This window comes from Bacillus sp. FSL W8-0848 (genome assembly GCF_038007805.1).
Taxonomy (GTDB): domain Bacteria; phylum Bacillota; class Bacilli; order Bacillales; family Bacillaceae; genus Bacillus; species Bacillus glycinifermentans.
The window spans coordinates 2754576-2775408 of record NZ_JBBOYB010000001.1; the positions used below are offsets into that span (position 1 = coordinate 2754576).

A 20833-nucleotide genomic window follows, 5' to 3' on the forward strand; every position below is an offset into this window, starting at 1 on the left:
CGCTCTCCTGAAATTATACACGGTTTTACCTAATATGAAAACGTTCCCTTTATTTTTATAATTAATTTAAACGCAAAAATCGCGTCATGTTATGAAAATAAGAATTTTTTTCGACAATTTTTAGTATGCACAAAAAAAGACCGCTTATAAAAGCGGTCCCAGTTGAATGAAGCTTTATGCTTTTACTTGTACAAGCGGCTTCAGCTCATTCAGCCATTTTTCGAATGTCGGGATATCCATTTGCTGTGCGGAATCTGAAAGGGCAACAGATGGATCTGGATGAACTTCCGCCATTACGCCGTCAGCCCCGATAGCAAGCGCTGCTTTTGCCGTTGGAAGCAAGAGATCGCGGCGTCCAGTTGAATGAGTGACATCCACGAATACAGGAAGATGTGTCTCCTGTTTAAGAATCGGTACAGCCGAAATATCAAGCGTGTTCCTGGTCGCTGTTTCGTACGTTCTGATTCCGCGCTCGCAAAGAATGATTTGATCGTTTCCTTGGGAAATGATATATTCCGCTGCATTGATGAATTCCTTCAGTGTTGCGGCAAGACCGCGTTTTAAAAGGACCGGCTTTTTCACAGAGCCTGCCGCTTTTAACAGCTCAAAGTTTTGCATGTTGCGGGCGCCGATTTGGATGACGTCAATGTAATCGATCGCTTCTTCAATATGCTGCGGATTTACGATTTCGCTGATGACGGCGAGATCATATTCGTCAGCTACACGCTTTAAGATCTTTAAGCCTTCAACACCGAGGCCCTGGAAGTCATACGGGCTTGTACGCGGCTTGAATGCTCCGCCGCGAAGCAGTTTCAGGCCTTGTTTTTTTGCAGCCGCTGCGACTTCGGCTACTTGATCATAGCTTTCAACGGCACAGGGGCCGATAATGAATCTTTGTTCGCCGTCGCCGATTGTTTCGCCTTTAATATTGACAATCGTATCTTCAGGCTTCTTCTTCCGGGAGACGAGAAGAGCCTTGCTGTGGTCATCTTCCTGAAGCTCAAGTCCGGCTTTAAAAATCTCTTTGAATATATGCTGAATGGTAGAATCTTCAAAAGGGCCGTCGTTGTTTTCAATGATGCTGTTCAGCATCGCTCTTTCCCTCACAGGATCATAGCGGTTAATTCCTTGCGCTTCTTTCGCTTTGCCAATCTCCTGAACGATTCTGCCCCGTTCGTTAATCAACTTCAAAATCTGCAAGTTCAATTCGTTCGCCTGCTGCCTCAGCAAATCCAGTTCAGTATTGCTCATGTTTTCCATCCTTTCTTTTTGGCCTCACCCTATGAAAATAAGAATGATTCAATTATTAGGGTTTATTATAAACAATGTTTGTTGAATTGTCACGAAAAAATTCTTTATTACCCAAACGCTTTTAAGTGATAAAGTATGATATGCAGTTTATCCCTTGTCTGTGCGGGTTTTTTACCTTCGACAAATAAAAAAAAGAATCTGAGATTGATTCTTTAACTTGATCGAGCGTATAACCGCTGCAAATCGGTCTCTGCTTTATATATCCGCTGATTTTAAGAACGGCAAAAAAAGACCAAGACGCTGTACGAATTGGCCTTTTTCGCTTCTAAAAGCCTATTTGCTGTTTTCCGCAAGCGCATGAGCGGTAATCTGTGAATGGGAAGCATGCCATTTTACTTTCCCGTTTTCAAAAACGATTGCCTGGGGACTTTCGTGCTTGATCCCGTACTGCTCGGCGATATAGTTTGACAACGGGCGGCTCTCCTGCACCGTTAAATAATATGCCGGAATGTCTTCGTGTCCTTCAGCAAATGCTTCAAATTCCTCGAACGCGCGCCGGCTGATGGGACATGTCGTACTGTGCTTAAAAAAGACGAATGTGCGGTCCGTTTCCAGCTGTTTAAATTCATCCTCTGTTTGAATGAGCTGCTTTGACATGATGATCTTCCCTTTCTGCGTATTAGTTCTGGGCTGTCTCTGTTTCTTTTCCTTCAGTTTTTGCTTCCTCTTCAGCCTCATCAATCGCAGAGGCAGCATCTTCCTTCAGCTCAACGGCCTTATCTGTTCCCTGGGCTCGAAGGTCTTTGACTTTATCCATGAGTTGTGTGGATCGATCGGAGACAAGCTGTGAAATCGAAGACGTTTTATCTTTTGCAATGCTGACATATTCCGCACCTTTTTCTCTCGCTTCGTTTGTCAGTTTGCACGTTTTATCTTTGATCACAGCGGCTTGGCTCCCAATGTCATCGCGCAGCTCCTTCCCTGATTTTGGCGCCAGAAACAACGCCGTCGCTGCTCCGATGATACCGCCTACGAACGTGCCGATGAGAAAATCTCTAGTATTCATTCCTTCTTTGCCCATGTTTTATTCCTCCTTCATCTTTTTTGTTTCCATTTATTCCAGATTTCCAAAGCTGCATTGCTCCAGCTCACAACTTCAGAAATTTTCTCGCGATTTTGTTCTGCCGCTGACGTAACAGAGTCAGACACCTGCTGAATCGAAGCGTTAAACTGGCGGACCGATGTGCCGACTTCCTGAACCGCGTCTACCACCGTGTTCAGCTTCAACGATTTCTCCTGGATGTCATCCGCCAGGCGGTTCGTCTTATGAAGGAGCTCTGCGGTCTCCGCTGTCACGTTCTTCATCTGTCCTTCAAGCCCCTCTAAAGTCGATGCCACGTTTGTAAGCGTCAATTGAAGCGATTTTAACGTTTTTGATAAGTAGATTACTAAAATGAGAAAAGCTACGGCAATGAGTGCAGCGCTTAAATAAAGAATAATAATCATCTAATCCTCCTTATGTACGGCTTACAGTGATGTTTATACCCAACTGGCCGAATTGTAAACCTCTTTTGTATATATTTTTCTACACGGACCATTGAATTCCTTTATGTACAAAAAAGCAGCGGAATGGACTCACACTGCCTTTTTTATGTTACGCTAATACATTTTCATATGCTTTTAAATACTTTTGTATGTCTCCGGCTCCCATAAAAATCAGAACTCCGTTTTCATGCTCTTTTAAAACGGCTGTGTCATTTTCATCGATAAGCTTTGCCTGCCCTACTTTTTCCTGCAGATCGGCGATTGTCAGCTTCCCTGCATTCTCGCGGGCTGAGCCGAAAATGTCACAAAGATAGATATAATCGGCTTTTTTCAGGCTTTCCGCAAATTCGTTCAGGAAAGACTGCGTCCGCGTAAAAGTGTGCGGCTGGAATACCGCAACGATGTCACGATCAGGATACTTCTGCCTTGCCGCTTCAATCGTCACTGTGATTTCAGTCGGATGGTGTGCGTAATCGTCAATCAACACTTGATTGCCGACGATTTTTTCATTAAATCTCCGTTTGACGCCGCTGAAGGTTCTAAGCCCTTCTTTAATGATGTCGACATCGACCTGCTCATAATGGCAAAGCGCAATGACGGCCAGCGCGTTCAGGACATTATGGCTTCCGTAAGCCGGTATATAGAATGTGTCATAGAATGTATTCCGGACAAAAACATCGAAAGTGGTGCCTTCCGTATTTTTGATGACGTTTCTCGCCTGAAAATCGTTTTCGTCCGCAAAGCCGTAGTATACGACAGGAACGTTGGCATGGATCTTCATCAAGTATTCGTCATCCCCGCACGCGATGATCCCTTTGTTCACCTGCAGAGCCATCGTTTGAAAGGCGTCAAACACATCATCGATGTTTGCAAAGTAATCGGGATGGTCAAAGTCAATATTCGTCATGATTGCATAATCCGGCTGATAGCTCAGAAAATGCCTTCTATATTCACACGCCTCAAGTACGAAATATTCGCTGTTTTCGCTTCCCTTTCCTGTTCCGTCGCCGATTAAATACGATGTCGGTTTTGCTTTTTGAATAACATGCGACAGCAGCCCTGTCGTCGATGTTTTTCCGTGAGCGCCCGTGACCGCAATGCTTGTAAACTTCTTCAAGTACTCCCCGAGAAATTTATGATACCGAACGACAGGAAGCCCGTCTGCAAGGGCTTTTTCGATTTCGGGATGCGTATCGGGAAAGGCGTTTCCGGCAATAACGGTCATTCCCGGTTTAATATTTTCGGGATCAAAAGGGTAAACCGGAATATTTCTTTCTTCCAACGCTTTTTGTGTAAAAATATAATTTTCGATATCCGATCCTTGGACAGTATATCCATTATCATGGAGAATTTGGGCAAGCGGACTCATACCTGTCCCCTTTATTCCGACAAAATGATAAACAGTCATAATTGTACCTCCAACAAACGTCTATCTGCTTCCCAGTATATGACGCTTATTTCAATTTGCAACCTAAAGCCTGGCCGCATCAATGTTCTTCTAACTTGCTTCGATATTTTTAGTATCAGGCATTTTTAAGATTGATTAAACCTTCCTTTCGAAAGATTTTTTGCACCTTCCGAAAGGTTCTCTTAAAACGGATGAAAACGCCGCTTACGGCGCTTTCTTCTTATGGCGCACCAAACTTTTTAAAAAAAACACGCCCAACAGCTATCATACCATGTTTAGCTGAAAAGTGAACTACTTTCTATCAGCTGTTCCAAATCCGTACGCGTGATCAGCACTTCTCTCGGCTTGCTTCCTTTTGCTTCCGATATCATGCCTTCTCTTTCCATCATATCGATTAATCTGGCGGCCCTGTTGTAGCCGATCCTAAACCGCCTCTGCAGGCTCGAGGTGCTGGCGCTGTTTTGTTCAACGGCGAATTCGCACGCTTCAAGGAACAGTTCGTCATGATCAAAGCCTGCCGGATTTTGTCTGACGAGCTCTTCCTGCTCGAATAAATAAGACGGCTTTTGCTGTTTCCTTACGTGGGAAACGACCCGGTCAATTTCGCGGTCAGATACGAAGTTCCCCTGAAGGCGCACCGGTTTGCCGGACCCGTTCTCCAAAAAGAGCATATCTCCTTTTCCAAGCAGCTTTTCCGCCCCGGCCATATCGATAATCGTTCTTGAATCGACGTTGCTTGAAACGGAAAATGCGATTCTGGTCGGGATATTCGCTTTGATCAAGCCTGTGATGACATCGACCGACGGCCGCTGTGTCGCAATCAGCAGGTGAATGCCGCACGCCCTGGCTTTTTGGGCGATTCGGCAAATGCTTTCTTCGACCTCATTCGGGGCGACCATCATCAGATCGGCAAGCTCATCGATAACGACAACGAGATATGGGAGTTTTTCGCCCATTTTCTTTTCATGAACCTTTTCGTTGAAGCGCTCAATATCGCGCACTCCGGAGTGCGCGAATAATTCATAGCGGCGCTCCATTTCTTCAACGACCCACTTCAAGGCCGCCGTAGCCGCTTTTGCATCTGTAATGACAGGACTGACAAGATGCGGAATTTCGTTGTACGGAGCAAGCTCGACCATTTTAGGGTCAATGAGCAACAGCTTCACCTCTGTAGGGTCGGCTTTAAACAGCAGGCTGACTAAAATCGTGTTCAGACATACGCTTTTTCCTGATCCCGTAGCCCCTGCAATCAATCCGTGAGGCATTTTTTTCAGATCACAGACCACCGGCTGTCCGGAAATATCGAGCCCGAGAGCCGCCGTCAAAGGAGACGGGTTTGTTCTAAATTCCGGGCTTCTGATCATTTCGCGCAAATACACCATCTTGCTATGTAGGTTCGGAACCTCGATTCCGATCGTATTCTTTCCGGGAATCGGCGCCTCGATGCGGATGTCTTTTGCCGATAAGCTCAGTTTGATATCATCCGATAGGTTTGTAATTTTATTGACTTTCACTCCAGGTTCTGGGTGCACTTCGAACCTTGTCACCGACGGCCCCTGTGTAACATGAACAACGTTCGCTCTGACATTGAAGTTTTCGAGGGTCACATCCAACAGCTCCCGCTGCTCGTTTATCCATGGTTGATCGTCCCGCTTTTGAGCTGGTGGAACATCAAGCAGGGCCAAACTCGGGAACTCGTATCCGCGGGAGGCGTTTGCCGCGTTTTCTTTTTGTTTATCTGCAGCAAACATCATGACATTAAACGGTACGGAAGATGACCTGTGCTTCGGTTTCGGCGCAGTCAAATCTCCGCTTGCGTTGCCGCGGGCCTTCGAATCGGAAAGCTCTTGGCTTTCATTCTTTTCACGTACGGCTGCTTGCGATTCGTTGTTGACGATTTGCGGTTCAGGGTCCTTACGGCTTTGTTCAGCAGGAAATGCCTGTTCGTTTTCTTCTGCTTGTTCAGGCGACTGGTTTCCATCACCCATTTTAATGCCTTGACTTGACATCGCTTCGTTTCCAAGGTCTCCAGCCTTGCTCATAAGCGCTCCCGTTTCCTCTGAGGAGAGCGGCGGATGTACAGATGCCCCTTTTTCTTCGAAAAAGCTCTGCTCTTCCCCGCTTTCTCCGGCTTTTTCGACCGGCGCTTCATCTGTTAAATCGGAGGCTCCGGATTCTGTTTCATTAAGAGAGTCTCCGCGGTCATTCGCCAATTGTATATCGCTTTCTTCCCAAACGGTCCGGGGTTCTTCTTGTTCACCATCATTTGCACGGGATTTTTCTTCAACATAGCCGGCGGATTTTTCCGCAGCCTGCGTATCGCTTTCTTCCCGAACGGTCCGCAGGTCTTCCTGCTCAGCATCATATGCACGGGATTCTGTTTCCTCAACATAGCCGGCGGATTTTTCCGCAGCCTGATGCATGTTTTCTTCCCGAACGGACCGCGCTTCTTCCTGTTCACCATCATTTGCACGGGATTTTTCTTCAACATAGCCGGCGGATTTTTCCGCAGCCTGATGCATGTTTTCTTCCCGAACGGACCGCGCTTCTTCCTGTTCACCATCATATGCACGGGATTCTGTTTCCTCAACATAGCCGGCGGATTTTCCCGCAGCCTGCGTATCGCTTTCTTCCCGAACGGTCCGCAGGTCTTCCTGTTCATCATCATATGCACGGGATATTGTTGCTTCATCAAAAACGCTGTTTTCCCGTACGACAGCCGCTTTCTGATCCGGCTTTTCCGGATCTGCCGCCGGCTGACTGACAGTGTGAGAAGGCGCTTTTTGGATTGGCTGTTCAAAAAAGCGCTGTTCCTTTTCAATTTCTTCCGTGAGAAGCGTCACGCGCGGTTCTTTTTGCTTTTTGGCCGGCAAATGGTTTGGCTTGATTCTTTTTTGTTCGTGATAGCCGTAAATCGGCGAAGGGATGACCGACGGTTTAAATGGCTTTTTAGCCGGTTTTTCCGTATCATTTCTTGAAACATCGGATGGGCGCTGCCTTGTTGCAGGGTTGCTGTAGGAATGGCGTTGCCTTTGTCTTTGCTGAGGCTTCCTTGTATTTTCCCTTTGCTGTGTTTTTTGATCAGGAATCACCGGGAAGCGGAACTTGCCTTTTGGGTATTCATAAACGACTTTTGCGTCTGATATTTGCGGCATGTCTTCGTTTTCTTCAAAAGACGAGCCTGAAAGCGGCTCCTCTGACATGTTTTTCGTGTTTTTTTCGTTATGTTCATCTTCGCCTAAAAAAAGGCCGAACATTTTGCTAATCCAGCTCATGAATCATCACTCTCTAACTCCCTTGAATTTTTCGGGGACGGTTTTTAGTATACCATTGCTTCACCCGCCAGAAAAGAACAAGGTGCTTCCTGTCCGTCCGACGAATAAAAGAGCCGCCAAGTTTTTGACCCAGCGGCTTCTTTCACATGTATTCGAACGTTTGGTTCATTTTATGCCGTTTTAAAATTCAAAGGCTTCTCCGGCTTCACGGCTGTTATCAAGGACGAGAATCCCTTTTTCCTTCGGCGCGTCGGGAAGGTTCAATTCTTTTGCAGAGCAGATCATCCCGCTTGACGGCACACCGCGGAGCTCGGCATCTTTGATGATCATGCCGCTTGGCATCACGGCTCCGACTTTGGCGACGACGACTTTTTGGCCTGCTTCAACATTCGGAGCTCCGCAAACGATCTGCAGTGTTTCTGTTCCCACGTTGACTTTGCAGACGCTCAATTTATCGGCATTCGGGTGCTTTTCTTTTTCTTCGACATAACCTACGACGAACTTCGGAGAAAGGTCGACGGTCAGCTCGTCTTTTAATCCGTTGCGGACCAGAATTTCATTTACATCCTGGACAAAGCTTTCAGAAAGGGCGATGGGTCCGTTTTCGGTCAGGTTCATGTAAGATGAGGCATTAAAGATGTTGTATCCTGATGTTTCTTGTGTTTCTTTATCAAAGATTTTAACGACATCTCCGAAGCGTTCGAAAGCCATGTTCTCGCGCGGAATGTCGTGAAGAGAGATGAGAAGCGTGTCGCCTACTCCTTCTAAATTATAAAATGCGTTCATCAAAAAAATCCTTTCTATCATTTCTTTTTCGGGCGGTTTTGAGCGAGAATGAAGATCGGTTCAAGCTTTCCATCTTCATATAAAAACGAAAGCGCCGTAATCGGGACCGTTCCGCTCGCAAAAAAGCTCATCGACATTTGCCCGAGAATATCATACCCTGCCTGATTGCGAATGTCAGCAATGATCAATACATCCTGATGCGGAATGGAGACTGCCAGCGCTCCTTCAGCTTTTTGTTCATACACGGCAAGGATCGATTCGTTCAACACGCGGCTTGCATCATAGCCGTCGTTTGCTCTGAAAAAGTAAAAGCGGTTGTCGGCTACAACGTCTTCCTTGACAACGGTTTTGAGCGAGCGAAGATTGAAAGAAGACGTTTCCCTGATCCGCTCTTTTGTCCAGCCTTCTTTTTCAAGCATTTTCTCGTCAATCAGCCGGTACGTATTGCCAAGATCCAGCGCGTAGTAGATTCTCGTCTCAGCGGTATGATCGTCGAATATAAGCGGAATCCCGGCACTCGACTTTTCAGGAAATGACGTCGAACGGATGACGGGGTAAATCAGGCTTTCCCGCCCCTCCATTTCTTGGGCCTGGCCCTTCATTGCCTTCAGCGCTTCCTCGGTATAATAAACGACTTCATCGATGGCCTCGTCTTTTTTTTGCTCCCATTTGGCGATGATGCCGGGAAGCTCGAGGGTAATGCCTTTTTTAGTGGCTTTATCTTCAATTCTCAGCGTATCTTTTTCTCTGTCAAAATAAAAGGTCCAGCTTTTATTTTGCAATCGTTTTTTTAAGATATCGGAAAGTTTCCTTGACGTCATTTTCATAGAGGGAACTTCCTTTCTGCTACTTTTTCAGGGAATCGGTCAAAAATTGTTCAATTTCCTCTTTCGTTTTCCGGTCTTTGCTGACAAAGCGGCTGATTTCTGTTCCGTTTTTGAATACGAGAAAGCTCGGGATTCCGAAAATATCCCGCTCGGCGCATGTATCGATAAATTTGTCGCGGTCTACATAGTAGAATGTGTATTCGGGATAATTCGCTTCAAGCTCGGGTAAAAACGGTTCGACAAACCGGCAGTCCGGGCACCAGTCAGCTGAAAACATCAGCAGGGACAAGTCATCATTGACGGCTTTTTGCAGCTCTTCATTAGATTCGATTTTTTTCATGATCAACGCCTCCAGTGTATTGTTCTTATCATCCATTCGGATCATACCAGACAACGGGTTCTATCGCCAGATTTTTGCCGGCACCGGTCCAAGGATGACTGTTCTTTTATGTATCATACCCCTTTTCTGCGGGGAAAATCTGATATGACGCCTGCTTGAAACCTTCTTCATATCATTAGCACAATTTTTTTGCTTTATCAACCCATTCTCGTTTAACATGAAAGCTGAACGGGTAAAAATATCCGATAAGGCGTACAAAGCTTAAAACAAGGAAGGAGGAAATCCTGTATGGAATTTACCGTTTATCTTGCCGGGGAAATACATAGCAACTGGCGCGAGGAAGTAAAGGAAAAGGCGAAATCGCTGAAACTGCCTGTCACATTTGTCGGACCGATGGAACATCACGACCGGTCAGACAACATCGGAGAAGAAATTTTGGGCAAGCAGACCGACCCGGTCGCTAAAGACGATGCGGCTTCCGATTTAAACAATTTCAGAACATCGGTTTTAATGAACAAAGCGGATATTGTCATCGCCCTTTTCGGCGAAAAGTATAAGCAATGGAACACGGCCATGGATGCTTCCTACGCCATTGCAAAAGGAAAACCGCTGATCATCATCCGCCCCAAATCTCTGCATCATCCGCTGAAAGAGCTGTCAAACAAAGCCAATATCACCGTTGAAACCGTCAACCAGGCGATCAAATCGCTGTCATACGTGTTTGAAAGCGAATAAAAAAACCTGTGCTTACGGCACAGGTTTCATCATTTTAGTCGGCTTGCAAAACCGATTTGACCAAAGAGCTGTCACACGCTTTGACTAAACGAATGATCAATTCTTTTGCAGCCAGGTAATCGTCAACATGAATGATCGAGGCCGATGTGTGAATGTACCTTGAACAGATTCCGATGACGGCTGAAGGAATTCCTTCGTTTGAAATGTGGACGCGGCCTGCATCGGTGCCGCCTGCAGAGACGAAATATTGATACGGAATATCATTCGATTCGGCCGTATCCAGCACGAAGTTTCTCATTTCGCTGTGGGTTACCATGGAACGGTCGAAAATCCTCAGCAGCACGCCTTTGCCGAGCTGGCCGAATTCGTTTTTGTCCCCGCTGGAGTCGTTTGCCGGACTTGCATCAAGCGCGAAAAACAAATCGGGCTGAATCATGTTTGCCGCGGTCTGGGCGCCTCGCGTGCCGACTTCTTCCTGAACGGTCGCTCCTGAATACAGCGTATTCGGGAGCTCCGTCCCGTGGAGCTCTTTCAGCAATTCGATGCTCAGCCCGCAGCCATAGCGATTATCCCACGCTTTCGCCAATATTTTCTTCTCATTCGCCATCGGGGTGAACGGACAGATCGGGACGATTTGCTGTCCCGGCTTGACACCGATCTTTTCGGCATCTTCGCGGTCATCCGCACCGATGTCGATCAGCATGTTTTTAATATCCATCGGACGCTTCCGCTGTTCATCTGTTAAAAGGTGCGGCGGAGTGCTGGCGATAACACCCGGAATCGGTCCGTTTTCCGTATGAATTTCAACGCGCTGTGCCAAAAGAACCTGGCTCCACCATCCCCCGAGCGTTTGAAATCGGAGCATTCCGTTGTCCGTAATGGATGTGACCATAAATCCCACTTCATCCATATGACCCGCGACCATGATTTTCGGGCTTCCCTCGCGCCCCTTTTTCACGCCAAATACACTTCCGAGCCTGTCTTGAATGACCTCGTCGGCGTATTTTTGCAGCTCTTTTTTCATAAAAGCCCGGACGTGATGTTCATTGCCGGGAGCGCCGGGAAGTTCGGTCAGCGTTTGAAAAAGCTTTCTCGTTTCCTGATTCATCAGTTTCCCTCATTTCGTATGTATCTCAAACACATTTTACAGCAAGTATACAATATGTTTCCACAGCAGACCCCATCCTTAACAGAGAAGGACATGTTCTGTATAATGGAAAAAAGAAGCCTTGGAGGTGCTATGATTATGAAATTGCGCCATTTTCTCATCGGAGCCGGGATCGGCATCGCCGCAGCCATCGCTGTCAAACGATATGTCATGACCCCTTATATTTCCTCGGAAAAAGCGCTGCGGATCGTCAAATCGGCTTTTAAGCAGAGGGGACCGATCGACGGGTCCTGGATATATACCGTCCCAGAGCCTTATACCGTCAACGGCGAAACCGTCATCGTCTATAAAACAGGGATCACCAGATCATGTTTAGGAGAGCTTGAGCAATACGAGGTCATGGTTGACGCAAAAACAGGAATGATCGTTGATGTCATTGAGACAGCGGCGTAATGAAAAAAAGATGCGGCCATCTGGATGGGCCGCATCTTTGCTATATGGCGCGAATCGGCCGATAAACCGGATGCCACATCGCGTCCTGCACCGCCTGAATGATATCCTGGGGCTGTGATCCGGCAACCCCGTCCTGGATGGCCGCTTTTATAACAGCCACAGCGACGGTCGCCGACACCGTCCGCAAATCTTCCACCTGAGGCAGCAGGGCCGCTCCCGGCCTGCCGACATCAACCATATTTGCAATCGCTTCGGCGCTTGCAAAGAACATGTTATCGGTGATGAGTTTTGCCTTTGAGACGAGCGTTCCGAGTCCGAGGCCCGGGAACACAAAAGCGTTGTTCGCCTGGCCGATGACGTATTCCGTGCCGTTATACTGCACGGGGTCAAATGGACTTCCAGTAGCGACGAGCGCACGCCCTTCCGTCCATGCAATTAAATCCTCCGGCTTCGCCTCTGATAAAGGCGTAGGATTTGACATCGGGAATATCGCCGGGCGTTCGGTATGAGACGCCATTTCTTTTACGATTTTTTCAGTGAATGCGCCTGAGACGGTCGATGTTCCGATTAAAATCGTCGGCTGGACTTTCCTGACGACCTCTTCCAAATCAATCGTTTGTCCGGGACCGTTCCGCTCAAAATCCTTCACTTCGTCGGCCGGTCTAGCATATGGCTTTTGCATTTCCTGCAAATCGTTCATATCATCCGTCAGCAGTCCGTTCCGGTCGATGCACCAGAAACGGCGGTACGCTTCCTCTTCCGACATTCCCTGTTTGATGAACGCGGACCGGATCTGTTCGGCGTTGCCGATACCCGCGGTACCTGCTCCAAATATCACAATTTTATGGTCTTTCAGCGGAATTTTTGAGATTTTCACGGCCGCCAGCACGGCGGCAAGCGTGACCGCTCCGGTTCCTTGAATATCGTCGTTAAAGGTGCATATTTTATCTTTGTATTTTTTCAAAATCCGGCGGGCATTTTGCGTGCCGAAATCCTCCCAGTGCAGCAAGACGCCCGGAAAGGTCTTTGTCGCAATCTCAACATACTGCTCGATAAATGATTCATAACGGTCCCCCCTGATGCGCGAATGCTGGTTTCCGACATAGAGCGGATCGTTTAGGAGCCTCTCCTGGTTTGTACCAGCGTCAATCACGACAGGAAGCACCCTGTTCGGGTCAATTCCGGCTGCAGCCGTATAGACGGCAAGCTTTCCGATGGAGATGGCGATCCCTCCGACTCCCCAGTCCCCGATGCCGAGAATCCCTTCGGCGTCAGTAGCCACGATCAAGTCGATCCGATCCTTCTCAGCCGCCAGGTTTTCAAAAGCCGTTTTCATCCCGGCCGGGTCATCGACGGACAAAAACAGGCCGCGCGGCTTTCTGTACTCATGGCTGTACTGCTGGATCGCCGTACCGACGGTCGGGGTATAAACGATCGGCAGCATCTCTGTCATATGATCATTCAGAAGCCTGTAAAAGAGTACTTCATTCCGGTCATGCAGTGCGGTCAAATACACGTTTTTGCTTAAATCGTCAGGCTGTGAACGAAACTGCTTGTAAGCCCGCTTCGCCTGCTCCTCCAACGTCAGCACCTTCGGCGGAAGAAGCCCCGTTAAGCCCAGGGCTTTCCTTTCCTCAAGCGGAAATGCCACCCCTTTATTCAGCATGGGAGTCGAAAGCACTTCAAATCCTCTTAATTTGGTTTCAATGACATGCTCGTTCAGATCTTTGTAGCTCACCCGTAGCCTTCCTTTCACATGTTAATTACCTATAGGATGGATAACATTCGGGTAAACCATTCACAAAAAAGGGAGAACTACCGTTTTTGCCTTTTGACTGAAACTTTGATATCGCCGTTTTCATCCCATTTCAATGCTCTGTAGGATGCATCATGGTAAAAAATGTACCATGCGTCTTTTTCGGCAGCGGCAGCCTGCCATTTTTGTTTTTCCGCAATCGATGTCATCGGATAATCGTCATAAGCGAGGACCCATAACGGGTTCCGGTGGGCATGCGTCGGCATGATGTCCGCCATGTGAAGCGCCGTCTCGCCGGAATCATCGAGAACGATCACAGAGTGGCCGTCGCTATGCCCGCCTGTATGATGCATCGTGATGCCGGGCAATACGTCAAGCTTTTGCTCAAAAGTTTTTACTTGCTGCTGAACCGGTTCCCAGTTCTCTTTCCAATATGTATTTCTTGAGCGGATGTTCGGGTTTTTCATCTCTTCCCACTCGATCAAGGACGTATAAATGGCGGCATTCGGAAAAACGGAGACAAGCTCATCCCCTTCATACCGCGTCAAGCCGCAGGCATGGTCGAAATGAAGGTGGGTCATCAGCACCCCGTCAATATCTTCCGTTGAGAGGCCGAGCGCCTGTAGCGACTCATCAAGCGAAGATTCTTCCGTGACCCCGAAGTTTCTTTTTTGTTTGTCCGAGAGCTTCCCGCGCCCGATTCCCGAATCGATCAGCAGATTGGTTCCGTCCTTTTGGACAAGAATCGGATCTGTCCTCAATTCGATCTGATTTTTTTCATTTGCATGATATTTTTTTGACCATAGCGGCTTTGGTACCACGCCGAACATGGCGCCGCCGTCCATATGCGTTACGCCGCCGTTCAGCCAGGTCAGCTTGATGCCGCCGATGTGCAAAGTTTCCATTATGATCCCTCCCACCTTATCGTAGCAAAAAAATCCGGCCAATTTAACGCAAAAAAAAAAACAGACCTTTAGATCGTCTGTTTTTTCATGTTCTCCACTCGGCTTCAACCCTGTATATCGGCTGGCCTTTGGCAGCAAATTTTTCTTCATATTCCGTCATGACGTTCCCTTCAAAATCGCTTTGATGCAAATCAAGGCTGACGAACGTCAAAACGAGTCCGTATTCGGAAAAGCTCGTCAGGGAATATTCAAATAATCCGCGATTATCTGTTTTAAAGTGAATCGCACCTTTTCCCCCCAAGACGTGCTCGTATTTTTTTATGAAAGCATGGTTTGTCAGACGGCGTTTTTCATGGCGTTTTTTAGGCCACGGATCGGAAAAATTCAAATACACCCGCTCAATTTCCCCTTCCGCAAATACTTCGGAAAGATCGTTTGCATTGATGTTTAAAAGCTTTACGTTCGGCACCCCCGTCTGCTTTACCTTATCGACCGCCGTTACGATGACGCTTTTAAACAGTTCGATGCCGATATAGTTTACATCCGGATGCTTGAGCGCCATTCCTGAAATAAATTGGCCCTTTCCGGTTCCTACTTCGATGTGAATCGGGTTGTCATTTCCAAAAACGGAATGCCATTTCCCTTTATACTGGGACGGGTCGCTGATGACAATATCGGAGTTTTCAGCCAAATAATCGTCCGCCCAAGGCTTGTGACGCATTCGCATGTACTTTACACCTCTATCTGTTATATCGTCTAACAACATACCACGAAATCAACCGCCTCGCAAGACCTCTTGGAGAGACGCGAAAGACCCGGGGCTTTCGACCCCGGGTCTTTCATGTATAAAAATATGCGTTCTGAACAATTTAATCCATATATTCAAATGAAGGGAAGTGCTTTTATCATGGGATTAAATCAAGAAAATCAAATTCGTCTCTTACAGGACATCCTCTCCGATCATCAGGCGGACTGCACGGGCACCGTCGCCGAATGCGAACAGATGGAACGGATTATTAAGTCGCTGATGGCCAATGCACATGTTGATGCAAACCTTAAAGGCATCCTTGAAGACATTTACCTGTACAGCCAGAGAGGGAAGTCGACTTCTTCGATCAACGACCATATCTCAGAGCATCAGGACCGTCTCTCGCAATGGGTCAGAGAAATAGGCTCGTTTTCATGAAGTGCGGAGGAGACGCTCCAGGAGCACGTGCAGCTGTTCAAGCCCCTGGTTAAAGCCCTCTTGATTTCTTTTCGCCTTTTGCCTGAGCGTTGTCATCGCTGTTTCTGCCAATACGTACCAGGCCATCCTCAGCTTAAGATTGTCCGTTAGAGAAGTGCCGTACCGCTCGAGCCAGCTTTCCCATTCCTTCTCCTCAACGTAGTGGTACAGAAGGGGCCCGAGATCTATGGCAGGATCTGCAATCATAGGACCGTCCCAATCGATTAAATAAAGCTGGTTCTGATCTGTAAGAAGCCAATTATTATGATTAATATCGCAGTGGCAGACGACTTTTTCACCTGACTGAACGTCTTCAAGATGGTGTTCAAGGTAAAAGAGCGCCTGATCCAGCTGCGGAATCGGATATTGCCGGGCTTGGATAAATTGCTTTAATTGCGTGATCACGGAGCTTGGCTGAAAAGGGTGCTTGCCGAGTCTTTTCAGCATATCCAACAGCTCTTTGGAGGTGTGGATTTTCCGAAGCATCTCAGCCACCGCCTGGCTGTTCATGTCCTTCGGTTTCAGCTCTCTGCCGCTGAGCCAGTGCTGCGCCGTAATCACGTCCCCGTTTTCCATTCGTTTCGTCCAAACAAGCTTAGGAACAATTCCTTCCGCGGACAGGACAGCCAAAAAAGGGGAGCTGTTCCGCTTTAAAAAAAGCTGCTGCCCATTATGTTCTGCATAATATGCGTCTCCTGTAGCTCCTCCTGCGGGGGAAATCTCCCATTCGCTACCTAGTAATTGTCCCAACCAGTTCATATCGATTTTCAACCCATCATTTCATAAAAGTTTTTAAAAGCATTTGCCTTCCTTGGCCGGAAAACAAGATGCTGTATTGATCGTCTCTCTATTAAAATAAAAAGACGGCTATTGAGAGTCATCTGTGCTAAACAATAGCCGTCTTATAAATTTTAGCGCTATACGCCAAACTTCGTCAAGCAAAACTAGAAATTCCCTTCGGCTCGCAAAGAATATGCGTGCCGATGCCGCTTCAGCTGAAGCTTGCCGTTTGCCCAAAGCGTTTTATCGAAAATTTGAAAAGGGCCGCAATATGCCAAATAGCGCTTCATATCAGGGAGCTTCAATCGCATCCCTAGTCTCCCTTTCATACGGATGGTTTATGCTTTTAAGCGGAGCGATTCCTCCCCGGTCTTTACAAATACAGGCGCTGAACCGATGATCTCCCCGTCCGCCTGGAACAGAACCCGTTCGTTCGTATGAAAATAAATATCTTTCGTCTTAAACGACGTGACCCCGGCTTTACCGATATGTTTGCCGAAAGACATCGCAAATAACAGCGCCGCTTTTTTTAGCACCGGCCGGTCTTCGATGATCGTCACATCTAAAAGCTCTTCGCGCGGATTTGCATCCGGCGCGATCTTCATTCCTCCGCCATAGTACGGATGATTTGAAATCGCCGCAAACCAAACTTTTTTAAACGTCCGCTTTTCGTCTTCGCTTTCAAAAGAAAGGACAAACGGTTTAAACGTAAAGGCGGCTGCCAAAAACAAAAACGGCTGAATCAGATGATTCAATCTGAAAACGGCCGTCCACTTTGGCATGTCAGACATTTTTTTGGCGGCCACGGCGTCAAACCCGATGCTGAGGTGATTGGCAAAATAAAGCTCGTTTGCACTGTCCTTTGTGAGAAAGCTTCCGAGTGCATACGTCCTGGTCAGTGATTTTCCGGCTTTTTTCAGCTCTTTGATGACATCCGATTTTTTAATGGAGAAGCCTCTTTTAAAATCGTTTGCCGAGCCTGCCGGGATAACGCTAAGCTGAATGTCCTGGAGGCTGGTCAATCCGTTTAGGACTTCATGGATAGTGCCGTCTCCGCCAATGATAAGCAGGCGCTTCAGCCGGTCGTCCTGGATCGTCGATATTTGCCTTGCCAGCACTTCGGCATGCCCCGGGTGCTGGGTGATGAACGAGCGGTGCGAAACGTTTGCTTTTTGCAGCTCTTTTTGCAGTGACTTCCATACTCTGAGAGCCGACGATCTTCCTGCTTTTGGGTTAATGATGATATACCATTCACTCATGATTCAATTCTCCATTTTATATTATGAAAAAGCCGGATAACGTTCAGACGGTTAATCGCGCCATTCCTTTCTGCGCTTTGAATCGGAAACGCCGTGTGCCAACAAAATTTTCGCGGCTTTCAGCTGCCGGTTTTTAATCGGAGCGATGTTTTTTTGCTGTCTCGAGATCCAGTTGCGCCATTCCCTCCGGTCATAAATGTCGATTCCGTACGGAGGTTCGGGGTAATCGATATACGAAGTCCTGCTGAAGATCGCTTTGCGGATCGGCAGGTCAATGTCTGCCCCCTTCAAAAGCCCCGAAAGGACAGAACCGGTTCTGATAAGTTCAGTTGACGGATTTAAAACAGATGTTTCTCTGCCTCGTACGGTTTTTTCCTTCCAAAAACGATTTTTGGAGCCACTAAAGGTGCTTTCCTTATCACCTTCGAGAAAAACCATGCAATAGATTTCAAGCGGCGTTAACAGGATGATGCTTAATTCGACCGTCGCCTGATTCACTTGCAAAACAGGCTTGTACATCAGAAAATACGAATCCGGAAGCTGCTGGGCCAAAATTTGCAGAATTTTATCGTTATGTATTTCCCGGGAAAGGCTGGATATGTCAGAAATCGTCGAGCTTGCCCATTTTAATTGAAATTGATAAAGGTATTCTTTAAAAAATGGAGCAAGCTCTTTTTTGCCTGCGGGGATTTTTGCAATAAAACTTCCGTCCATTTCGGCTTCCAAACCGTTAAACCATTGATCATCGACTTCTCTTCCACTATTCATATCGGATGCTTCTTTTTTTCTTTTTAATGAAAATTTTTTCTTCTTCGTGCCGCCCGTTTCTTCCCCGGCGGCTGCGGCGATCTGAAAACGGCCCACTTCCTTCTCTTCCGCGATGGCCGTCATTGACTGCCATCGCTGTTTTTTTAAACGGATGAACTGATTCATATAATGATAAGGGTCTTGCTCATATCTTGAAATGCAATCCTGTATTTTAATAATCTGTGCCATCGTTGTTTCAACTCCGAATCTTACATTTCTGCTGCTTGATCCTATGTGACGAAAGGAAAAACAGCTTTATGCTCGTATTTTGGAACCTTATCCAGATGCGTCTGAAAAACGGTGAGATTGCGTGCTGTGAACGATACTTCACCATCGAGCGGATCTAAGCGCCCGTTAAACGGAGCGGCCCCGTTCCATTTTCTCGCAACCGTCATATGGGGACGAAAAGGCCGCTTCTCAATCTCAAAGCCCGCGGCGGCTGCCGCCTGCTTGACCCGCTCCCTTAATTCAAAAAGAGCGGCGGAATATTCGGGTTCAACATAGAGGATCCTCGGCTCAGACGGCTTGCCGAACGTCCCTGTTTTTCTGAGACGAAGTTCAAAGGAAGCCGTGTCAGAAGCGATCAGACTTAAGCCTTCCTCAAGGTCCGAAAGCTGCTCACTGTCAGCCGGTCCAAGAAATACGAGCGTAAAGTGATAGTCCAAAGCATGGACCCATTTATGAAAAGCTAATTCCGGGCGGCTGCTGATTGAATGATAAAGCGGCTCCGCAAGCTCGGCCGGGAAAGGAATTCCAATAAAAAAATGCGGTTTCACAGACATATTCATGCCATCCTTCCATCGATCTTCTTACCATTTTAACAAAAAACACAGGGACTTATAACCTCTCTATTTTTCACTTTTACGGGGTTGTGATAGGATATTGAAAAAACATGTTTTCTTAGAAAGGGTGCACACGTGTGAGAGCCGTTCACAATATAGCAGAATTAATCGGAGATACGCCCCTCGTCAAATTGAACCGGGTTCAGCCGAAGGATGCGGCACAGGTTTACGTAAAGCTCGAATATTTCAACCCGAGCAGAAGCGTGAAAGACAGAGCGGCATATCAAATGATCATAGACGCTGAAGAAAAGGGCCTTCTGAAGCCTGGGGCTACAATCATCGAGCCGACAAGCGGAAACACTGGAATCGGACTCGCCATGAATGCCGCCGCAAGAGGGTATCAGGCGATTCTCGTCATGCCTGATACGATGACGAAAGAACGGATTAACCTTTTAAAAGCATACGGAGCAGAAGTCGTCCTTACACCGGGGGATGAACGAATGCCGGGAAGCATCAAAAAAGCGCGGGAGCTTGCGGAACAAATTCCGGGAAGCTTCATCCCGATGCAGTTTGATAATGAAGCGAACCCCGAGGCCCACCGAAAAACAACCGCCTTGGAAATTGCCCGGGCAATAGAACAAATCGGCAAACCGCTTGCCGCGTTTGTGGCGACTGCGGGAACAGGCGGCACGATTACCGGTACGGGTGAAAAGCTGAAGGAGCTGTTTCCGAAAATAACGGTCCATGTAGCGGAACCTGCGGGGTCGCCCGTATTGTCCGGAGGCAAGCCCGGAAAACATAAACTCGTCGGGACAAGCCCCGGTTTTATCCCGAATATTTTAAATGAAAACGTCTATGATGAAATTTTGAAAATAAAAGACGAGGAAGCGTACGAGATGACGCGCAGACTGGCCCGGGAAGAAGGCATTCTTGTCGGCCCTTCCTCAGGTGCGGCGTGCTTTGCCGCGATTGAAGCGGCTAAAAAACTTCCGGCCGATCAAATCGTCGTCTGTATGACCGCCGATACCGGAGAACGCTATCTATCAAGCGATTTATTTCAACAGTAAAGAAAAACACTTGATTTCGACGTGCGAAATCAAGTGTTTTTTATTGAAACAGACTCTATACATGCATCCCTGTCCTTGCATCATTTTCATCTGTTATATATTCAACATGCCCAAAACCGCAAGCTTTTGCATTTCTGTACAACAAGCCAATCTGCTTTTGGTCTTTGCAATAGATGGATGCATAACAGGAATCCGCTATGAGAACAACCAGCCGGCAATCGCTTTTGATGAACTCTCCATATGTCTCAATTTGCTCGGGATGCTGATTCTTCGGGAATGCTTTCATATCTGCAAAAATTGTATAAGACGTGTTTGCCAAGCGTGTTTGCAGCGCTTCGCCTTCCGCGACGTTTTGATCACCTGGAAAAAGCTCCTCATCTGCAGCCGTTCGTGTTGAACGATATGCCATTCGCAGCCATCAAGCAGCCAATCGTAATCGGAAATTCGAATCGGTTTTAGCACATCGGAAAGAACGCATCCGCTGTGGTTGGGAATTTCAAACGAAACGCCTCTTCTCATTTTAT

21 protein-coding genes and 2 pseudogenes are annotated in these 20833 nt (G+C 47.3%); 4 read left to right on the forward strand and 19 right to left on the reverse strand.

Features of this window, described 5'->3' with window-relative positions:
• Positions 1 to 174: 174 nt before the first annotated feature.
• From NSQ39_RS14455 to NSQ39_RS14495, 9 genes and pseudogenes are all read right to left on the reverse strand, one after another.
• Entirely contained in the window at positions 175 to 1251 is a 1077-nt protein-coding gene (locus tag NSQ39_RS14455) for a bifunctional 3-deoxy-7-phosphoheptulonate synthase/chorismate mutase (protein WP_046129274.1), read from the reverse strand.
• A gap of 333 nt (positions 1252 to 1584) precedes the next feature.
• The gene (ytxJ, locus tag NSQ39_RS14460; protein ID WP_175076661.1) at positions 1585 to 1908 is read right to left on the reverse strand and encodes a bacillithiol system redox-active protein YtxJ; all 324 of its coding nucleotides are present in this window, start codon (positions 1906 to 1908) and stop codon (positions 1585 to 1587) included.
• Between the two features lie 22 nt (positions 1909 to 1930).
• Entirely contained in the window at positions 1931 to 2332 is a 402-nt protein-coding gene (locus NSQ39_RS14465; protein ID WP_046129276.1) for a YtxH domain-containing protein, read from the reverse strand.
• Positions 2333 to 2346: 14 nt separating this feature from the next.
• Complete coding sequence (locus NSQ39_RS14470) at positions 2347 to 2757, reverse strand: DUF948 domain-containing protein (protein ID WP_341015624.1); 411 nt, start codon at positions 2755 to 2757, stop codon at positions 2347 to 2349.
• Between the two features lie 148 nt (positions 2758 to 2905).
• Positions 2906 to 4204: a UDP-N-acetylmuramate--L-alanine ligase gene (gene murC / locus NSQ39_RS14475; RefSeq protein WP_175076660.1), complete on the reverse strand. Its 1299-nt coding sequence runs from the start codon at positions 4202 to 4204 to the stop codon at positions 2906 to 2908.
• A gap of 275 nt (positions 4205 to 4479) precedes the next feature.
• Positions 4480 to 5979: pseudogene (locus NSQ39_RS23110) on the reverse strand (DNA translocase FtsK); the annotation flags it as partial.
• Between the two features lie 1680 nt (positions 5980 to 7659).
• The gene (ytpR, locus tag NSQ39_RS14485) at positions 7660 to 8265 is read right to left on the reverse strand and encodes a YtpR family tRNA-binding protein (protein WP_046129280.1); all 606 of its coding nucleotides are present in this window, start codon (positions 8263 to 8265) and stop codon (positions 7660 to 7662) included.
• Positions 8266 to 8282: 17 nt separating this feature from the next.
• Positions 8283 to 9092: a DUF1444 domain-containing protein gene (locus NSQ39_RS14490; RefSeq protein WP_175076658.1), complete on the reverse strand. Its 810-nt coding sequence runs from the start codon at positions 9090 to 9092 to the stop codon at positions 8283 to 8285.
• 19 nt (positions 9093 to 9111) lie between these two features.
• A complete protein-coding gene (locus NSQ39_RS14495; protein ID WP_175076667.1) occupies positions 9112 to 9468 on the reverse strand; it encodes a thioredoxin family protein in 357 nt (118 codons plus the stop codon).
• A 252-nt stretch (positions 9469 to 9720) separates the two neighbouring features.
• Here NSQ39_RS14495 and NSQ39_RS14500 point away from each other — a divergent pair, with 252 nt between their 5' ends.
• The gene (locus NSQ39_RS14500; RefSeq protein ID WP_048355221.1) at positions 9721 to 10167 is read left to right on the forward strand and encodes a YtoQ family protein; all 447 of its coding nucleotides are present in this window, start codon (positions 9721 to 9723) and stop codon (positions 10165 to 10167) included.
• Between the two features lie 34 nt (positions 10168 to 10201).
• On the opposite strand, the gene NSQ39_RS14505 is transcribed toward NSQ39_RS14500, so the two are convergent.
• Positions 10202 to 11275 (reverse strand): M42 family metallopeptidase, encoded by a 1074-nt coding sequence (locus tag NSQ39_RS14505; RefSeq protein ID WP_175076657.1) that lies wholly within the window; start codon positions 11273 to 11275, stop codon positions 10202 to 10204.
• A gap of 138 nt (positions 11276 to 11413) precedes the next feature.
• Between NSQ39_RS14505 and NSQ39_RS14510 the strand changes: the two genes are divergently transcribed.
• Positions 11414 to 11728 (forward strand): PepSY domain-containing protein, encoded by a 315-nt coding sequence (locus NSQ39_RS14510; protein WP_046129285.1) that lies wholly within the window; start codon positions 11414 to 11416, stop codon positions 11726 to 11728.
• A 40-nt stretch (positions 11729 to 11768) separates the two neighbouring features.
• On the opposite strand, the gene NSQ39_RS14515 is transcribed toward NSQ39_RS14510, so the two are convergent.
• The 3 genes from NSQ39_RS14515 to trmB form a co-directional block, all read right to left on the reverse strand.
• Positions 11769 to 13466, reverse strand: coding sequence for an NAD-dependent malic enzyme (locus tag NSQ39_RS14515; RefSeq protein WP_216899598.1), 1698 nt, complete (start codon positions 13464 to 13466; stop codon positions 11769 to 11771).
• A gap of 77 nt (positions 13467 to 13543) precedes the next feature.
• Entirely contained in the window at positions 13544 to 14389 is an 846-nt protein-coding gene (locus NSQ39_RS14520; protein WP_046129287.1) for a YtnP family quorum-quenching lactonase, read from the reverse strand.
• 85 nt (positions 14390 to 14474) lie between these two features.
• A complete protein-coding gene (trmB, locus tag NSQ39_RS14525) occupies positions 14475 to 15116 on the reverse strand; it encodes a tRNA (guanosine(46)-N7)-methyltransferase TrmB (protein WP_341015640.1) in 642 nt (213 codons plus the stop codon).
• Positions 15117 to 15296: 180 nt separating this feature from the next.
• On the opposite strand from trmB, the gene NSQ39_RS14530 reads away from it, so the two are divergent.
• Complete coding sequence (locus NSQ39_RS14530; protein WP_046129289.1) at positions 15297 to 15575, forward strand: YtzH-like family protein; 279 nt, start codon at positions 15297 to 15299, stop codon at positions 15573 to 15575.
• Here the strand turns inward: NSQ39_RS14530 and NSQ39_RS14535 are convergent.
• The 5 genes from NSQ39_RS14535 to thpR form a co-directional block, all read right to left on the reverse strand.
• The gene (locus tag NSQ39_RS14535; RefSeq protein ID WP_046129290.1) at positions 15570 to 16373 is read right to left on the reverse strand and encodes a phosphotransferase family protein; all 804 of its coding nucleotides are present in this window, start codon (positions 16371 to 16373) and stop codon (positions 15570 to 15572) included. The two genes, NSQ39_RS14530 and NSQ39_RS14535, sit on opposite strands and share 6 nt — an antisense overlap.
• Positions 16374 to 16558: 185 nt before the next feature.
• Positions 16559 to 16705: a hypothetical protein gene (locus NSQ39_RS14540; RefSeq protein WP_341015644.1), complete on the reverse strand. Its 147-nt coding sequence runs from the start codon at positions 16703 to 16705 to the stop codon at positions 16559 to 16561.
• Positions 16706 to 16732: 27 nt separating this feature from the next.
• Positions 16733 to 17653, reverse strand: a complete 921-nt coding sequence (locus tag NSQ39_RS14545) for a YegS/Rv2252/BmrU family lipid kinase (RefSeq protein WP_341015647.1) — start codon at positions 17651 to 17653, stop codon at positions 16733 to 16735.
• A 51-nt stretch (positions 17654 to 17704) separates the two neighbouring features.
• Positions 17705 to 18649, reverse strand: a complete 945-nt coding sequence (locus NSQ39_RS14550) for a hypothetical protein (protein ID WP_341015650.1) — start codon at positions 18647 to 18649, stop codon at positions 17705 to 17707.
• A gap of 41 nt (positions 18650 to 18690) precedes the next feature.
• Entirely contained in the window at positions 18691 to 19242 is a 552-nt protein-coding gene (gene thpR / locus NSQ39_RS14555) for an RNA 2',3'-cyclic phosphodiesterase (protein WP_341015652.1), read from the reverse strand.
• A gap of 137 nt (positions 19243 to 19379) precedes the next feature.
• Between thpR and cysK the strand changes: the two genes are divergently transcribed.
• On the forward strand, positions 19380 to 20309 hold the full coding sequence (cysK, locus tag NSQ39_RS14560; protein WP_341015656.1) for a cysteine synthase A: 930 nt from the start codon (positions 19380 to 19382) through the stop codon (positions 20307 to 20309).
• Between the two features lie 55 nt (positions 20310 to 20364).
• Here cysK and NSQ39_RS14565 read toward each other — a convergent pair.
• Positions 20365 to 20828: pseudogene (locus tag NSQ39_RS14565) on the reverse strand (DUF2691 family protein).
• Between the last annotated feature and the right edge of the window lie 5 nt (positions 20829 to 20833).

What these genes read in the sequence shown, in the direction of transcription:
- NSQ39_RS14455 (WP_046129274.1), bottom strand. Translation starts at nt 1,251, where the DNA reads ATGAGCAATACTGAACTGGATTTGCTGAGGCAGCAGGCGAACGAATTG.
- ytxJ (WP_175076661.1), bottom strand. Translation starts at nt 1,908, where the DNA reads ATGTCAAAGCAGCTCATTCAAACAGAGGATGAATTTAAACAGCTGGAA.
- NSQ39_RS14465 (WP_046129276.1), bottom strand. Translation starts at nt 2,332, where the DNA reads ATGGGCAAAGAAGGAATGAATACTAGAGATTTTCTCATCGGCACGTTC.
- NSQ39_RS14470 (WP_341015624.1), bottom strand. Translation starts at nt 2,757, where the DNA reads ATGATTATTATTCTTTATTTAAGCGCTGCACTCATTGCCGTAGCTTTT.
- murC (WP_175076660.1), bottom strand. Translation starts at nt 4,204, where the DNA reads ATGACTGTTTATCATTTTGTCGGAATAAAGGGGACAGGTATGAGTCCG.
- ytpR (WP_046129280.1), bottom strand. Translation starts at nt 8,265, where the DNA reads ATGAACGCATTTTATAATTTAGAAGGAGTAGGCGACACGCTTCTCATC.
- NSQ39_RS14490 (WP_175076658.1), bottom strand. Translation starts at nt 9,092, where the DNA reads ATGAAAATGACGTCAAGGAAACTTTCCGATATCTTAAAAAAACGATTG.
- NSQ39_RS14495 (WP_175076667.1), bottom strand. Translation starts at nt 9,468, where the DNA reads ATGGATGATAAGAACAATACACTGGAGGCGTTGATCATGAAAAAAATC.
- NSQ39_RS14500 (WP_048355221.1), top strand. Translation starts at nt 9,721, where the DNA reads ATGGAATTTACCGTTTATCTTGCCGGGGAAATACATAGCAACTGGCGC.
- NSQ39_RS14505 (WP_175076657.1), bottom strand. Translation starts at nt 11,275, where the DNA reads ATGAATCAGGAAACGAGAAAGCTTTTTCAAACGCTGACCGAACTTCCC.
- NSQ39_RS14510 (WP_046129285.1), top strand. Translation starts at nt 11,414, where the DNA reads ATGAAATTGCGCCATTTTCTCATCGGAGCCGGGATCGGCATCGCCGCA.
- NSQ39_RS14520 (WP_046129287.1), bottom strand. Translation starts at nt 14,389, where the DNA reads ATGGAAACTTTGCACATCGGCGGCATCAAGCTGACCTGGCTGAACGGC.
- trmB (WP_341015640.1), bottom strand. Translation starts at nt 15,116, where the DNA reads ATGCGAATGCGTCACAAGCCTTGGGCGGACGATTATTTGGCTGAAAAC.
- NSQ39_RS14530 (WP_046129289.1), top strand. Translation starts at nt 15,297, where the DNA reads ATGGGATTAAATCAAGAAAATCAAATTCGTCTCTTACAGGACATCCTC.
- NSQ39_RS14535 (WP_046129290.1), bottom strand. Translation starts at nt 16,373, where the DNA reads ATGAACTGGTTGGGACAATTACTAGGTAGCGAATGGGAGATTTCCCCC.
- NSQ39_RS14540 (WP_341015644.1), bottom strand. Translation starts at nt 16,705, where the DNA reads ATGCGATTGAAGCTCCCTGATATGAAGCGCTATTTGGCATATTGCGGC.
- NSQ39_RS14545 (WP_341015647.1), bottom strand. Translation starts at nt 17,653, where the DNA reads ATGAGTGAATGGTATATCATCATTAACCCAAAAGCAGGAAGATCGTCG.
- NSQ39_RS14550 (WP_341015650.1), bottom strand. Translation starts at nt 18,649, where the DNA reads ATGGCACAGATTATTAAAATACAGGATTGCATTTCAAGATATGAGCAA.
- thpR (WP_341015652.1), bottom strand. Translation starts at nt 19,242, where the DNA reads ATGTCTGTGAAACCGCATTTTTTTATTGGAATTCCTTTCCCGGCCGAG.